Source organism: Streptomyces sp. NPDC050535, from assembly GCF_044457665.1.
Taxonomy (GTDB): domain Bacteria; phylum Actinomycetota; class Actinomycetes; order Streptomycetales; family Streptomycetaceae; genus Streptomyces.
On record NZ_JBITHE010000010.1, the window covers coordinates 110,160 to 123,012 of the forward strand.

General features: G+C 70.7%; 15 protein-coding genes. 8 read left to right on the top strand and 7 right to left on the bottom strand.

Going from position 1 to position 12,853, the window contains the following annotated elements:
* Positions 1–86: 86 nt before the first annotated feature.
* On the top strand, positions 87–425 hold the full coding sequence (locus ACIBLC_RS22855) for a WhiB family transcriptional regulator (protein WP_365430232.1): 339 nt from the start codon (positions 87–89) through the stop codon (positions 423–425).
* Between the two features lie 204 nt (positions 426–629).
* Here the strand turns inward: ACIBLC_RS22855 and ACIBLC_RS22860 are convergent, their stop codons facing one another.
* Positions 630–2,204 carry an ArsA family ATPase gene (locus tag ACIBLC_RS22860; RefSeq protein WP_399212962.1) on the bottom strand — a complete coding sequence of 525 codons (1,575 nt, stop codon included), beginning with the start codon at positions 2,202–2,204 and terminating at the stop codon, positions 630–632.
* Complete coding sequence (locus ACIBLC_RS22865) at positions 2,201–3,178, bottom strand: ArsA-related P-loop ATPase (RefSeq protein WP_399212963.1); 978 nt, start codon at positions 3,176–3,178, stop codon at positions 2,201–2,203. The genes ACIBLC_RS22860 and ACIBLC_RS22865 overlap by 4 nt, the downstream gene beginning before the upstream one ends.
* Before the next feature lie 118 nt (positions 3,179–3,296).
* On the opposite strand from ACIBLC_RS22865, the gene ACIBLC_RS22870 reads away from it, so the two are divergent.
* From ACIBLC_RS22870 to ACIBLC_RS22885, 4 genes are all read left to right on the top strand, one after another.
* Positions 3,297–3,455, top strand: coding sequence for a DUF4177 domain-containing protein (locus ACIBLC_RS22870; RefSeq protein ID WP_355686832.1), 159 nt, complete (start codon positions 3,297–3,299; stop codon positions 3,453–3,455).
* Positions 3,452–3,922 (top strand): RidA family protein, encoded by a 471-nt coding sequence (locus tag ACIBLC_RS22875; protein WP_399212964.1) that lies wholly within the window; start codon positions 3,452–3,454, stop codon positions 3,920–3,922. The genes ACIBLC_RS22870 and ACIBLC_RS22875 overlap by 4 nt, the downstream gene beginning before the upstream one ends.
* 143 nt (positions 3,923–4,065) lie before the next feature.
* Complete coding sequence (locus tag ACIBLC_RS22880) at positions 4,066–4,935, top strand: NUDIX hydrolase (RefSeq protein WP_399212965.1); 870 nt, start codon at positions 4,066–4,068, stop codon at positions 4,933–4,935.
* Positions 4,932–5,762, top strand: coding sequence for an MBL fold metallo-hydrolase (locus ACIBLC_RS22885; RefSeq protein WP_399212966.1), 831 nt, complete (start codon positions 4,932–4,934; stop codon positions 5,760–5,762). Before ACIBLC_RS22880 ends, ACIBLC_RS22885 begins: the two co-directional genes overlap by 4 nt.
* Before the next feature lie 45 nt (positions 5,763–5,807).
* Here ACIBLC_RS22885 and ACIBLC_RS22890 read toward each other — a convergent pair whose 3' ends face one another.
* Both ACIBLC_RS22890 and ACIBLC_RS22895 read right to left on the bottom strand, forming a co-directional pair.
* Positions 5,808–6,461 carry a nucleotidyltransferase gene (locus tag ACIBLC_RS22890; protein ID WP_399213184.1) on the bottom strand — a complete coding sequence of 218 codons (654 nt, stop codon included), beginning with the start codon at positions 6,459–6,461 and terminating at the stop codon, positions 5,808–5,810.
* A gap of 303 nt (positions 6,462–6,764) precedes the next feature.
* A complete protein-coding gene (locus tag ACIBLC_RS22895) occupies positions 6,765–7,439 on the bottom strand; it encodes a Crp/Fnr family transcriptional regulator (protein WP_016642758.1) in 675 nt (224 codons plus the stop codon).
* A gap of 330 nt (positions 7,440–7,769) precedes the next feature.
* Here ACIBLC_RS22895 and nth point away from each other — a divergent pair, with 330 nt between their 5' ends.
* The 3 genes from nth to ACIBLC_RS22910 all read left to right on the top strand — a co-directional run bounded on the left by nth (position 7,770) and on the right by ACIBLC_RS22910 (position 11,033).
* Entirely contained in the window at positions 7,770–8,870 is a 1,101-nt protein-coding gene (gene nth / locus ACIBLC_RS22900; RefSeq protein ID WP_399212967.1) for an endonuclease III, read from the top strand.
* A 120-nt stretch (positions 8,871–8,990) separates the two neighbouring features.
* Positions 8,991–9,713: an NUDIX hydrolase gene (locus tag ACIBLC_RS22905; protein ID WP_399212968.1), complete on the top strand. Its 723-nt coding sequence runs from the start codon at positions 8,991–8,993 to the stop codon at positions 9,711–9,713.
* A gap of 120 nt (positions 9,714–9,833) precedes the next feature.
* On the top strand, positions 9,834–11,033 hold the full coding sequence (locus tag ACIBLC_RS22910; RefSeq protein WP_399212969.1) for a MarP family serine protease: 1,200 nt from the start codon (positions 9,834–9,836) through the stop codon (positions 11,031–11,033).
* A gap of 26 nt (positions 11,034–11,059) precedes the next feature.
* On the opposite strand, the gene ACIBLC_RS22915 is transcribed toward ACIBLC_RS22910, so the two are convergent.
* The 3 genes from ACIBLC_RS22915 to ACIBLC_RS22925 form a co-directional block, all read right to left on the bottom strand.
* On the bottom strand, positions 11,060–11,239 hold the full coding sequence (locus ACIBLC_RS22915) for a hypothetical protein (protein ID WP_399212970.1): 180 nt from the start codon (positions 11,237–11,239) through the stop codon (positions 11,060–11,062).
* A 139-nt stretch (positions 11,240–11,378) separates the two neighbouring features.
* Positions 11,379–12,326 (bottom strand): alpha/beta fold hydrolase, encoded by a 948-nt coding sequence (locus tag ACIBLC_RS22920; RefSeq protein ID WP_399212971.1) that lies wholly within the window; start codon positions 12,324–12,326, stop codon positions 11,379–11,381.
* On the bottom strand, positions 12,323–12,811 hold the full coding sequence (locus tag ACIBLC_RS22925; RefSeq protein ID WP_399212972.1) for a phage holin family protein: 489 nt from the start codon (positions 12,809–12,811) through the stop codon (positions 12,323–12,325). The genes ACIBLC_RS22920 and ACIBLC_RS22925 overlap by 4 nt, the downstream gene beginning before the upstream one ends.
* Positions 12,812–12,853: the final 42 nt, after the last annotated feature.

A 12,853-nucleotide genomic window follows, 5' to 3' on the forward strand; every position in this document is an offset into this window, starting at 1 on the left:
ACCTTCCGTAACGTCCTCAACTGGCGGCGGTGAATATGCCGCTGCCGCCGTGGGGGAGCCTCGATTCGGGAGAGGACGGCGCCGGTATGGGCTGGGTAACCGACTGGAGTGCGCAGGCGGCCTGCCGCACTACCGATCCAGATGAACTGTTCGTTCAAGGAGCAGCGCAGAACAGGGCGAAGGCAGTGTGCACCGGATGTCCGGTGCGCACGGAGTGCCTCGCCGACGCGCTCGACAATCGCGTCGAATTCGGCGTGTGGGGTGGCATGACTGAACGGGAGCGCCGCGCGCTGTTGCGCCGGCGGCCCACCGTCACCTCGTGGCGACGCCTGCTCGAAACCGCGCGTACGGAGTACGAGCGCGGTGCGGGCCTGCTGCCCCTTGATGAGGAAGAGGTGTACGAGCGCTACTTGGCGGTGGGCTGAGGGCGGTCCCCTCAGGGGGTGTTCCGCTCAGGCCACCGCAGGCTTTCAGGTCTCCGGGCCACCGCGGGCCCAAGGCGGCCCCGCGGGAGCCCGATGGTCCGGACGGTCCGATGTGGAGCCCCGCGGGTCTCCTCAGGGTCTTCTGAGGCCTCCTTGGGGCCTTTTCGGGCCTCCTCAGACCCTTCATGGCACGAAGGCGCCGCGTCAGGCGCCGGATTCGGGCAGCTCCGGCCGACCGGCCGCGAGCCGGTTTCCGATGTCCCGCAGCCCTGCCAGGTCATGTACGTCGCCGGGCAGCGCCGCCACTTCGGCCACCGCAACCTCGGGGTGGAGGGCGGCGAAGCGGTCACGCGTGCGCTGCTCCCGGGAGAGCAGCTGCATGCGCTCGGCGTGCAGCCTCAGCAGGCCTGCGGTGAGTTGTTCGACGGTCCGGCCGGTGTCCGCGGCGGTCCCGTTTCCGTTTGTGGCGACAGTCCTGTCCGTGGCGGCGGGGGAGCCTCCGTCGGGATCGTCGGTAGCTGGTACTTCGGAAGCGGGAGATTCTGAACTGTCGTACGTGTCGGGAGAGTTACGAAGACCAGCCTTCCCGCCCCCCTGATCGACAATGCGAGCGCCGTCAAGATTTTCCGCGGCACCGGAGTCGGGGTTCTCCGCGGCATCGACGTCATGACTCTCCGCGGCGGCGAGTCCGAGGTTTTCCGCGGCGGCGAGCGCCCGCTCCGCCGACAGCTGAGCAGCGCCGCTGCCGTGCACCCGGTTGAGGACCAGACCGGCGAAGGGCATGTCCTCGGCCGCCAGCCGCTCCACGAAGTACGCCGCCTCGCGCAGCGCGTCCCGCTCCGGGGCCGCCACCACGAGGAAGGCCGTGCCGGGTGCCTGGAGCAGCTTGTACGTGGCGTCCGCGCGCGTGCGGAACCCGCCGAAGGTCGTGTCCATTGCGGACACGAAGGTCTGTACGTCCTTGAGGAGTTGGCCGCCCAGCAGCTTCCCCAGGGTGCCGGTCATCATCGACATCCCGACGTTCAGGAACTTCATCCCCGCGCGCCCGCCCAGCTTCGCCGGCGCCGTCAGCAGCCGGATCAGCCGTCCGTCCAGGAAGGAACCGAGCCGCTTGGGCGCGTCCAGGAAGTCGAGGGCCGAGCGGGACGGCGGGGTGTCGACGATGATGAGGTCCCACGCGTCCCGCGCCCGCAGCTGGCCCAGCTTCTCCATCGCCATGTACTCCTGCGTGCCCGCGAAGCCCGCCGAAAGCGACTGGTAGAAGGGGTTGTTCAGGATCGCGGCCGCCCGCTCGCGGTCCGCGTGCGCCTCGACGATCTCGTCGAATGTGCGCTTCATGTCGAGCATCATGGCGTGCAGTTCGCCGTCCCCTTCGACGCCCTTCACCCGGCGCGGGGTGTTGTCCAGGGAGTCGATGCCCATGGACTGGGCGAGGCGGCGAGCGGGGTCGATGGTGAGCACGACGACCTTGCGGCCGCGCTCGGCTGCACGCAGTCCGAGCGCCGCCGCCGTGGTCGTCTTGCCGACGCCGCCCGAGCCGCAGCAGACGACGATGCGGGTCTTCGGGTCGTCGAGCAGCGGATCGACGATCAGGAGGCGTGCCGATTCCAGTGCGCGACCGGAATCCGGGGCGTGACCGCTGTCCCCCGCGCGAGTGGAGTCGCGGGTGCGGGTGGAATCGCGTGCACGGCCTGATTCGCGCGAGTGGGTCGAGTCGCTCGTGCGGGTCGAGTCGCCCGTGCGGGCGGAGTCGTGTGCGCGGGCCGGGTCCGAACTCATGAGATCCCTTGCTGACGCAGGTCCTTGGCCAGTTGGAACAGGCCCGCCAGGGACATTCCCTCGGCGAGCAGTGGGAGTTCGTGCAGCGGCAGGCCCTGTTCCGTGAGCACCGCCCGCTGCTCGCGCTCCAGGGTGTGGCGCTCGGCGTACTCGGCTGCCTGTTCGAGCAGCGGGTCCACCAGCCGCTCGGCGACTCCGCCGCGCCGGGCGCCGCCGAGTCCGGCCGCGGACAGCGACTTGGCGATGGCGGTACGGGGGGCGGCTGCCGTGAGCTCGAGATCGGCGTCGTCGAGCAGTGCGGGCCGCACCATGTTCACGATGATCCGCCCGACCGGCAGCTTCGCGGCCCGCAGTTCGGCGATGCCGTCGGCCGTCTCCTGTACGGGCATCTCCTCCAGGAGCGCCACCAGGTGGACGGCCGTCTCCTTGGACTTGAGAACGCGCATGACGGCCTGTGCCTGATTGTGTATCGGGCCGATCTTCGCGAGGCCCGCAACCTCGTCGTTGACGTTCAGGAAGCGGGTGATCCGGCCGGTGGGCGGCGCGTCCATGACCACGTAGTCGTAGGCGAACCGCCCGCTCTTGTCCTTGCGGCGGACCGCCTCGCAGGCCTTGCCGGTCAGCAGCACGTCCCGCAGCCCGGGCGCGATGGTGGTCGCGAAGTCGATGGCGCCGAGTTTCTTCAGGGCGCGGCCGGCGCCGCCCAGTTTGTAGAACATCTGGAGGTAGTCCAGAAGGGCCAGTTCGGGGTCGATGGCGAGGGCGTACACCTCCCCGCCCCCGGGGGCGACGGCGATCTTCCGCTCCCCATAGGGCAGCGCTTCTGTTTCGAAGAGCTGCGCGATGCCCTGCCTGCCCTCGACCTCGACGAGGAGGGCGCGCTTGCCCTCCGTAGCGAGGGCGAGCGCGAGGGCGGCGGCTACCGTGGTCTTGCCGGTACCGCCCTTGCCGCTGACGACCTGGAGCCTGCTCACGTATTCGAGCCTAACCAGTCCGCCGCCTTACTAAGCAGGAGGCTGTGGACAACGTGTGGGCGAAGCGGCGCGAGAGGCCCGCGGGAGGCCACCCGGGACAGCCGCTACAGTCGCCCGTATGACCAAGTGGGAATACGCAACCGTGCCTCTGCTCGTCCATGCCACGAAGCAGATTCTGGACACCTGGGGCGAGGACGGCTGGGAGCTCGTCCAGGTCGTGCCCGGGCCGAACAACTCCGAGCAGCTGGTGGCCTACCTGAAGCGGGAGAAGGCATGAGCGGCGCCGTCGAGTCCAAGCTGGCGGAGCTCGGGCTGACGCTGCCCGAGGTCGTCCCGCCGCTGGCCGCGTACCAGCCCGCCGTGCTGTCCGGTGTGTACGTCTACACCGCGGGGCAGCTCCCCATGGTGGAGGGCAAGCTTCCGCTCACCGGCAAGGTGGGTGCGGAGGTCACGCCCGAGGAGGCCAGGGACCTGGCCCGCGTCTGCGCGCTGAACGCGCTCGCCGCGGTCAAGTCCGTCGCCGGCGACCTGGACCGCATCGCGCGGGTCGTGAAGGTCACCGGCTTCGTCGCCTCCGCCGCCGACTTCACCGGCCAGCCGGCCGTCCTGAACGGCGCCAGTGAGCTCCTCGGCGCGGTCCTCGGCGACAAGGGCGTCCACGCCCGCAGCGCGGTCGGCGTGGCGGTCCTCCCGCTGGACGCGCCGGTGGAGATCGAGATCCAGGTGGAGCTGACGGTCGCGTAGGCGTGCCTCTGTAGGGCGCGGGGAGCTGCTCGACCAGTCCCCACCGACCCGCGGCCGAGAGGCGGCCCGGCCAGGTCCGGGGCAGGGCGCGGTGATCGCCCGGGCCTCTCGAACATCCGCCCGGCAGGGGATAGCCTCCGGCCATGGCGAATGGGCAGTGGTTCCCTCCGGAGTGGCCCGACCGCATCCGTGCGCTGGCGGAGGGCACGCTGACACCGGTCGTCCCGAAGCGGGCGGCCACGGTGATGCTGCTCAAGGACGGGCCGGACACCCCGACCGTGCACATGCTGCGCAGACGCGCCTCCATGGCCTTCGCCGGAGGCGCGTACGCGTATCCGGGCGGTGGTGTGGACCCGCGCGACGACGAGCACCACATCCGCTGGGCGGGCCCCACGCGCGCGTGGTGGGCGGAAAGGCTCGGCGGCGACGAGACCTCCGCCCAGGCCGTCGTCTGCGCGGCGGTCCGTGAGACGTACGAGGAGGCCGGCGTCCTCCTCGCGGGCCGCACCCCGGAGACGGTCATCAGCGACACCACGGGCGACGAGTGGGAGGCGGACCGCGCCGCCCTGGTCGCCCGCGACCTCTCCTTCGCGGAGTTCCTGGACCGCAGGGGACTCGTCCTCAGGTCGGACCTGCTGGGTGCCTGGACCCGCTGGATCACCCCGGAGTTCGAGACCCGCCGCTACGACACCTGGTTCTTCGTGGCCGCCCTCCCGGAGGGACAGCGCACCCGCAACGCCTCCACCGAGGCCGACCGCACGGTGTGGATCCGCCCGGCGGACGCGGCGGCCTCGTACGACAAGGGCGAGTTGCTCATGATGCCGCCCACCGTCGCGACCCTGCGCCAGCTCATCCCGTACGGCACGGCCGCCGACGCCCTCGCCGCGGCACCCACCCGCGACCTGACCCCCGTCCTGGCCAAGGCCCGCCTGGAGAACGGCGAAGTGGTCCTCTCCTGGCCCGGTCACGACGAGTTCACCAAGCACATCCCGACCGGTGGAGCCCCCGCATGACCGACGCAGCCGCCCTCCCCGGCCAGCCGCGGGGCGGGGTGCTCTCCGGCCCCGCCACCGCGCGAGCCGTCAACGTCCTGGCCCCCAACCCGTCCGCGATGACGCTGGACGGCACCAACACCTGGATCCTGGCCGAGCCGGACTCCGAGCTGGCGGTCGTGATCGATCCGGGGCCCCTGGACGACGTACATCTGCGCAATGTCGTGGACACGGCGGAGAAGGCGGGCAAGCGGATCGCGCTGACCCTGCTCACGCACGGGCATCCCGACCATGCCGAGGGCGCCGTGCTGTTCGCGGGGCTGACGGGGGCGAAGGTGCGGGCGCTGGATCCGGCGCTGCGGCTCGGGGACGAGGGTCTCGGCGCCGGAGACGTGATCACGACCGGCGGCCTTGAGCTGCGGGTCGTACCCACCCCTGGACACACGTCCGACTCGCTGTGCTTCCATCTCCCGGCCGATCAGGCCGTTCTGACCGGGGACACCGTCCTCGGCCGCGGTACGACGCTGGTGGCCCACCCCGACGGCCGGCTGGGCGACTATCTGGACTCCCTGCGGCGGCTGAGGTCCCTCACGGTGGACGACGGCGTCCACACCGTGCTGCCGGGCCACGGACCCGTCCTGGAAGACGCCCAGGGCGCCGTCGAGTTCTACCTCGCCCACCGTGCCCACCGCCTCGCCCAGATCGAGACGGCGGTCGAGAACGGCTACCGGTCGGCGTCCCAGGTCGTCGCACACGTGTACGCCGATGTGGACCGCTCCCTGTGGCCTGCCGCCGAGCTGTCGGTCCGCGCCCAGCTGGACTATCTGCGCGAGCACGGGCTCATCTAGGCCCGTACCCCTCGTCAGGCCCTCAGCCAGACCTCTGGTCAGGTCTCAGTCAGGCCTCGGGGCTTTGACGCCGTGCACGCGCGCGTACTCCTCGGCCAGCCACGGGCCCAGGTCGTCGACGTACGACCGCAGGACGGCGGTGTCGCTGTTCGGCTCGTGGCCGAGGAGGGCCGCCTGCCGCATCTCCTCGGCCCGCTCCGGGTAGTACGCGGCGAAGACCGCGGCCATCTCCTTCAGGTCGCTGGTCCAGCCGTTCCAACGCGGCATGACCAGCGTGAAGGCGGTCCGTACGAGATGCCGTGACATGAAGCGCACCAGCGGGCGCCGGGCCTCTTCCGTGTCGGCGGCGTCGGCGATCCGCTCGCGCCAGCGCGGCAGGAACAGCGCGAGGTCGCCGTTGGTCTCGCGGGCGAGGAGCGAGTCGGGACGGTAGCGCGGCAGGTACTCGGCCAGATCCTCGCCCAGGAGGCGCGTACAGAGGCACGCGACGAACCAGCCGAGGTCGTGGGTCTCCGGGCCGCTCAGCAGCCGCGTACGGCTGAACAGGAGCGTTCCGGACCCGTCGACCTGCGCGAACTCCTTGTCCAGCGCGGCGTCGAGGGAGCGGGCGTCAGCGCGGTCCTCCTCGGTGGGCTCCTCGCGCAGGACGAGCAGCAGGTCGAGATCGCTGCGGCCCACGCGCGCGGTGCCGCGCGGAATCGACCCGTACGCCGTAGGCCCGTACGCCGTCGAAGAGGGCCATGGCGAGGGTCCCGCCCGATGTCCAGGCGCCCAGCGGTGCGCCTGGGCTTACCGTCTCGCGCCCGGTCTTCCACAGCCGCTGTGCCGGCGCCGGTCTCCGCTGCCACCAGCGTTTCGCCGGCTCCCCGGTCCAGACCGACTCCGGTGCCCCGTCCTCGTACGTCCCGCCCCTTTGCCCGTTGGGTCCCCACCCGGTGACAGCTGAAGGGCCCCACCTTGCGGCAGGGCCCTTCAGTAAGAAGTCGTACGACAGACGTACGGCTAGCGCGACCGCTTGGCGAGGCGCTCGACGTCCAGCAGGATCACGGCACGCGCCTCCAGGCGGAGCCAGCCGCGGCCCGCGAAGTCGGCGAGGGCCTTGTTGACCGTCTCGCGGGACGCGCCGACCAGTTGGGCCAGCTCCTCCTGCGTGAGGTCGTGCACGACGTGGATGCCCTCTTCGGACTGCACGCCGAAACGGCGGGAGAGGTCCAGCAGGGCGCGGGCCACACGGCCGGGCACGTCGGAGAAGACCAGGTCGGACATCTGGTCGTTGGTCTTGCGCAGGCGCCGGGCGACGGCGCGCAGCAGGGCGGCGGCCACCTCGGGCCGCGCGTTCAGCCAGGGCTGGAGGTCGCCGTGGCCAAGGCCCAGCAGTTTGACCTCGGTCAGCGCGCTGGCCGTGGCCGTGCGCGGGCCCGGGTCGAACAGCGACAGTTCGCCGATCAGCTCACCGGGGCCCAGGACCGCCAGCATGTTCTCGCGGCCGTCGGGGGAGGTGCGGTGGAGCTTCACCTTGCCCTCGGTGACCACGTAAAGGCGGTCCCCGGGGTCACCCTCATGAAAAAGAGCGTCACCGCGCGCGAGGGTCACCTCACTCATGGAGGCGCGGAGCTCCGCGGCCTGCTCGTCATCGAGCGCCGCGAAGAGCGGGGCGCGCCGCAGAACGTCGTCCACGAGTTCTCTCCTTGTCGACCTGCTCAGGGGATCTGGCTCCCCCTTGGTACCAGGGGACCGTGTTCCCCAGCTTGCCGGACGGTCCAAACAGTGTGATCAGTCACAAGTCTGCCGCACTGGTGTCCCGGGCAGTGCGGCAGGGGGCCAATTGGGGGCTGATCTCCAGGGTCCGGGGCGGATGTCGGTGCCGGGCTTTAGGCTGGCCGGGTGTCCAAAACGCCGGTGAGAGCACAGGTCAAGGGGGCTGGGCGGGTGGTTGCACGTCGGGATTCCGCTGTGGGCGAACATCCCACGGACGGTGCCAAGAAAGCGACAAAGGGAGCAAGCCGGGTGCCGGTGAAGGCGGCGGCCGAGCGGCCCACGAAGGAGGCGACGGCGCCGGCCAAGAAGGCGACGGCGCCCGCGAAGAGGGCCACACCAGTCGCCAAGAAGGCGACGACAGCCACCAAGGCGACGGCGCCCGCGAAAGCGGCCCCAGAGAAGGCGACGGTTACGGCCAAGAAGCCGGCCTCCGCCACCAATCCGGCCCCCGCCAAGAAAGCGACGGCCCCCGCCAAGAGGTCAGCACTCGCCGGGAAGGCAACCCCCGCCCGGAAGGCAACCTCGGCCAAGAAGACAACCCCCGCCAAGCCCCCGCAGAAGGCCCCCGTGCCAGACACCGCTCTCGTCCGCCGAGCCCGGCGTATCAACCGCGAACTCGCCGAGGTGTACCCGTACGCGCACCCGGAGCTGGACTTCGAGAACCCCTTCCAACTGGTCGTCGCCACCGTTCTGTCGGCGCAGACGACCGACCTGAGGGTCAATCAGACGACCCCGGCGCTCTTCGCCAAGTACCCGACCCCCGAGGACCTGGCCGCGGCCAACCCCGAGGAGGTCGAGGAGATCCTGCGCCCGACGGGGTTCTTCCGGGCCAAGACCAAGTCGGTGATAGGGCTTTCCAGGGCCCTGCGGGACGACTTCGGGGGCGAGGTCCCCGGCCGCCTCGAAGACCTCGTCAAGCTCCCCGGCGTAGGCCGCAAGACCGCCTTCGTGGTGCTCGGCAACGCCTTCGGGCGTCCCGGAATCACCGTGGACACCCATTTCCAGCGGCTGGTCCGCCGCTGGCAGTGGACCGACGAGAAGGAGCCCGACAAGATCGAGGCGGCCGTCGGCGCACTCTTCCCGAAGAGCGACTGGACGATGCTCTCCCACCACGTGATCTTCCACGGCCGCCGGATCTGCCACGCCCGCAAGCCCGCCTGCGGCGCCTGCCCCATCGCCCCGCTCTGCCCGGCGTACGGAGAGGGCGAGACGGACCCGGAGAAGGCGAAGCAACTCCTGAAGTACGAGAAGGGCGGCTTCCCCGGACAGCGCCTCAACCCCCCGCAGTCCTATCTGGACGCGGGCGGCATCCCGGCACCTCCGCTGGGGACAGCGCAGGGCACCGGATGACGGCTCGCGCCGGGGAACCCCGGGCAGCCGGACGACGTCCTTGGTCGGGAACACCCCAGGGTGCCGGTCGGAACGAACACGGCACCGGCAGGCGTTGGGAAGAACAGAACGGGGGTGGCGATGACGCACGGCAGTGACACGCACGACGGTCGGCTGGTGAGTGACGGGCAGGGCGGCTCGGTGACGGTGAGCAAGGACGGCCTGCCCGGCTGGCTCGACCCGGTGGTGCGTGCCGCCGAGACGGTGGAGCCGCTCCAGCTGAGCCGCTTCCTGCCGCCGAGCGACGGCGCGGGGCGCCAGTCCGCCGTCCTCGTCCTGTTCGGCGAGGGCGACCGCGGCCCCGAGTTGCTGCTCATGGAGCGCGCCACCTCGCTGCGATCGCACCCGGGGCAGCCCGCCTTCCCCGGCGGCGCCCTCGACCCCGAGGACGGCGACCCGACGACCGACGGGCCACTGCGGGCCGCGCTGCGCGAGGCCGAGGAGGAGACCGGGCTCGACCCCGGCGGCGTCCAGATCTTCGGCGTGCTGCCCAAGCTCTACATTCCGGTGAGCGGCTTCGTCGTCACCCCCGTTCTGGGCTGGTGGCGCCGCCCGACACCGGTGGGCGTGGTCGATCCGAACGAGACGGCGCGGGTCTTCACCGTCCCCGTGGCGGATCTCACGGACCCCGCCAACCGCGCCACCACCTCGCACCCCAGCGGCCACCGAGGTCCGGCATTCCTGGTCGAATCCGCCCTCGTCTGGGGCTTCACGGCGGGCATCATCGACCGGATCCTGCACTACGCGGGCTGGGAGCGGCCCTGGGACCGCGAGAACCAGGTCCCGCTCGACTGGCGCGCATGACAGGGTAGCCCCCGTGCTGTGTCTTCCTGGGGGACGCCGCACCCGTCCTCGGCTGCGCCGCGGGTCCCGCCCCCAGCCGAGACGGAGTGACCGCAGAGTGACGAGGCGAGGCTAGAAGCAGTGAACGTGCTGGACATCCTGTTGCTGGTCGCCGCCGTGTGGTTCGCGATCGTGGGCTATCGCCAGGGCTTCGTCGTCGGCATCCTGTCCGTGATCGGTTTCCTGGGCGGCGGTCTGGTCGCCGTCTATCTGCTTCCGGTCATCTGGGGCGCGTTCACCGACGACGCGGAGGTGAACACGACGGCCGCGGTCGTCGCCGTCGTCGTCGTCATCGTCTGCGCGTCGGTTGGCCAGGCCCTGACCACGCACCTCGGCAACAAGCTGCGCCGCTTCATCACCTGGTCCCCGGCCCGCGCCCTGGACGCGACGGGCGGCGCCCTCGTCAACGTCCTGGCGATGCTCCTGGTCGCCTGGCTGATCGGCTCGGCCCTGGCCGGCACGACGCTGCCGACGCTCGGCAAGGAGGTCCGCAGCTCCAAGGTGCTGCTCGGGGTGTCCCGCGCCCTGCCCAACCAGGCCGACACCTGGTTCGCCGACTTCTCCTCGGTCCTCGCGCAGAACGGCTTCCCGCAGGTCTTCAGCCCGTTCGCCAACGAGCCCATCACCGACGTACAGCCCCCCGACCCGGCCCTCGCCAAGAGCGCCGTCGCCATCCGCGCCCAGAAGTCCATCGTCAAGGTGATGGGCACGGCGCAGAGTTGCGGCAAGGTCCTCGAGGGCACCGGCTTCGTCTTCGGCGAGCGCCGGGTGATGACCAACGCACACGTGGTCGGCGGAGTCGACGAACCCACCGTCCAGATAGGCGGCGAGGGCAGGAAGTACGACGCGACGGTCGTCCTGTACGACTGGGAGCGCGACATCGCCGTACTCGACGTACCGGATCTGGACGCGCCCGCCCTTCAGTTCACGACCGAGGACGCGGTCAGCGGCAACAGCGCGATCGTCGCGGGCTTCCCGCAGAACGGCGCGTACAACGTCCAGCCCGCGCGCGTGCGCGGCCGCATCACCGCCAACGGCCCGGACATCTACCACCGGGGCACGGTGCGCCGCGACGTCTACTCGCTCTTCGCGACCGTCCGCCAGGGCAACTCCGGCGGCCCGCTGCTCACACCCGAAGGCAAGGTGTACGGCGTGGTGTTCGCGAAGTCGCTCGACGACGCCAACACCGGGTACGCGCTCACCGCGGACGAGGTCCAGGAGGACATCACCAAGGGCCGTACCGCGAACCAGCAGGTGGACAGCGACAGTTGCGCACTCTGACGCCGGTCGGATTACCGGTGGTCGTCTCAGCCTCGAGGATGGCGCAGCCGCACCGAGACCCAGCGGGCCCGACGGCGCAGAATGCGCGGAATCCCCACTCGGAGATCCGTGCCCGGCAGCGGCGGGGTGCCCCTCTGATGGGAGCTCAGGCCCCCGGTCGAGCGGCGGGTTCGTGCTGCGTCACTGAAGTCGTGCGTCCAGCCCATACCCCGACGTCTGCCCCTGCCCCAAGGTCGATAACCGCCCCCTGGCCCTCCAATTGGCCTATGCGTAAGGCATTCGCTGTTCGTAGGACAGACGTTCCCTTCCGGATATCGGACACCCGGAAGCCCTGCCCGAACGGCCTCACCGATCAGGCTCGGGATCCTTCAGCCAGTTGACCAACTCGGTCGAAAACGCCACCGGATCCTCCTCGTGCGGGAAGTGCCCGAGGCCGTCGAACAGCCGCCAGCGGTACGGCGCTTCGACGTACTCGCCGGAGCCCGCGGAGCTCCGCGTGCGCATCACCGGGTCGAGCGATCCGTGCAGATGCAGCGTCGGGACCCGAACCGGCCGCTTCATCCGCCGGTTGAACTGGATCCCGTCCGGGCGGGCCATGGACCGCACCATCCACCGGTACGGCTCGACCGCGCAGTGCGCCGTGGAGGGGATGAGCATGGCACGGCGGTACGTCTCCACCGCCTCGTCGTCCGGGAGGCTCGGCCCCGACCAGTCCCGGACCAGCCGGCCCACCAAGGCGCCGCCGTCCGCGATGAGTTGCCGTTCGGGAACCCACGGCCGCTGGAACCCCCAGATGTATGAACTCGCGGCCGTCTGCTTGACGTCGGAGAGCATGGCGTTGCGCCAGCGCCGGGGGTGCGGCATCGAGGAGACCACGAGCCGCCGTACGAGCTTGGGGCGCATCACGGCCGCCGTCCACGCCAGATATCCGCCAAGGTCGTGCCCGACCAGCGCGGCATCGGGCTCGCCCAGGGACCGTACGACCCCCGTGATGTCGAGCGCGAGGTTGGCGGGGTCGTAGCCGCGCGGGGTGCGGTCGCTGCCGCCGACGCCCCGCAGGTCCATGGCCACGGCGCGGAAACCGGCGTCGGCGAGCGCCACCAGCTGATGGCGCCAGGTCCACCAGAACTGCGGAAAGCCGTGCAGCAGCAGGACGAGCGGGCCGTCGCCCATCTCCGCGATGTGGAAGCGGGCGCCGTTGGCGGCGACGTCCCGGTGGGTCAGTTCCTGTCCGCCGGGGATGTCGAGGCGTACGACCGAAGTGGGCGCCGAAGGTGTGGCGGGGTCCGTCATGAGGACGAGCGTCCCACAGCCTCGATGGCCGCGGGCACATGATCCTGCGCCGACAGTTCCCGGGGGTGCGGCTTGGCGTTCTGGAGGACGCCCGCCGTCTCCTTGACCGAGGCCGCGACCTTCTGCGGGCCCTTGCTCTTCTTGGCCTTCTTCGCGAAGACCACGCCGATCAGCGCGAGTGCGGCGGCGAGCAGCACGTTCGCCGCGAAGGAGAGCAGGAAGCAGATCGCCATGTTCCAGTGGCTCCACGTCCGGATGCCGTACGCCAGCGCGAAGCTCAGCATCGGCAGCGAGAAGATCAGCACCGTGCCGGCCACCGCGAACGCGCCGCCGCTGATCGCCCCGCGCTTGACGTCCTCCTTGAGCTGCGCCTTCGCCAGCGCGATCTCGTCGTGCACCAGCGAGGACATCTCGGTCGTCGCCGAGGCGAACAACTGGCCGATGCTGCGTTCGGCGCCGACCGGACTGCCGTCGGGTGCACTCATCGTGATCTCCCTCTCCTGCATGTTTTTGTACGGTCGTGTCAG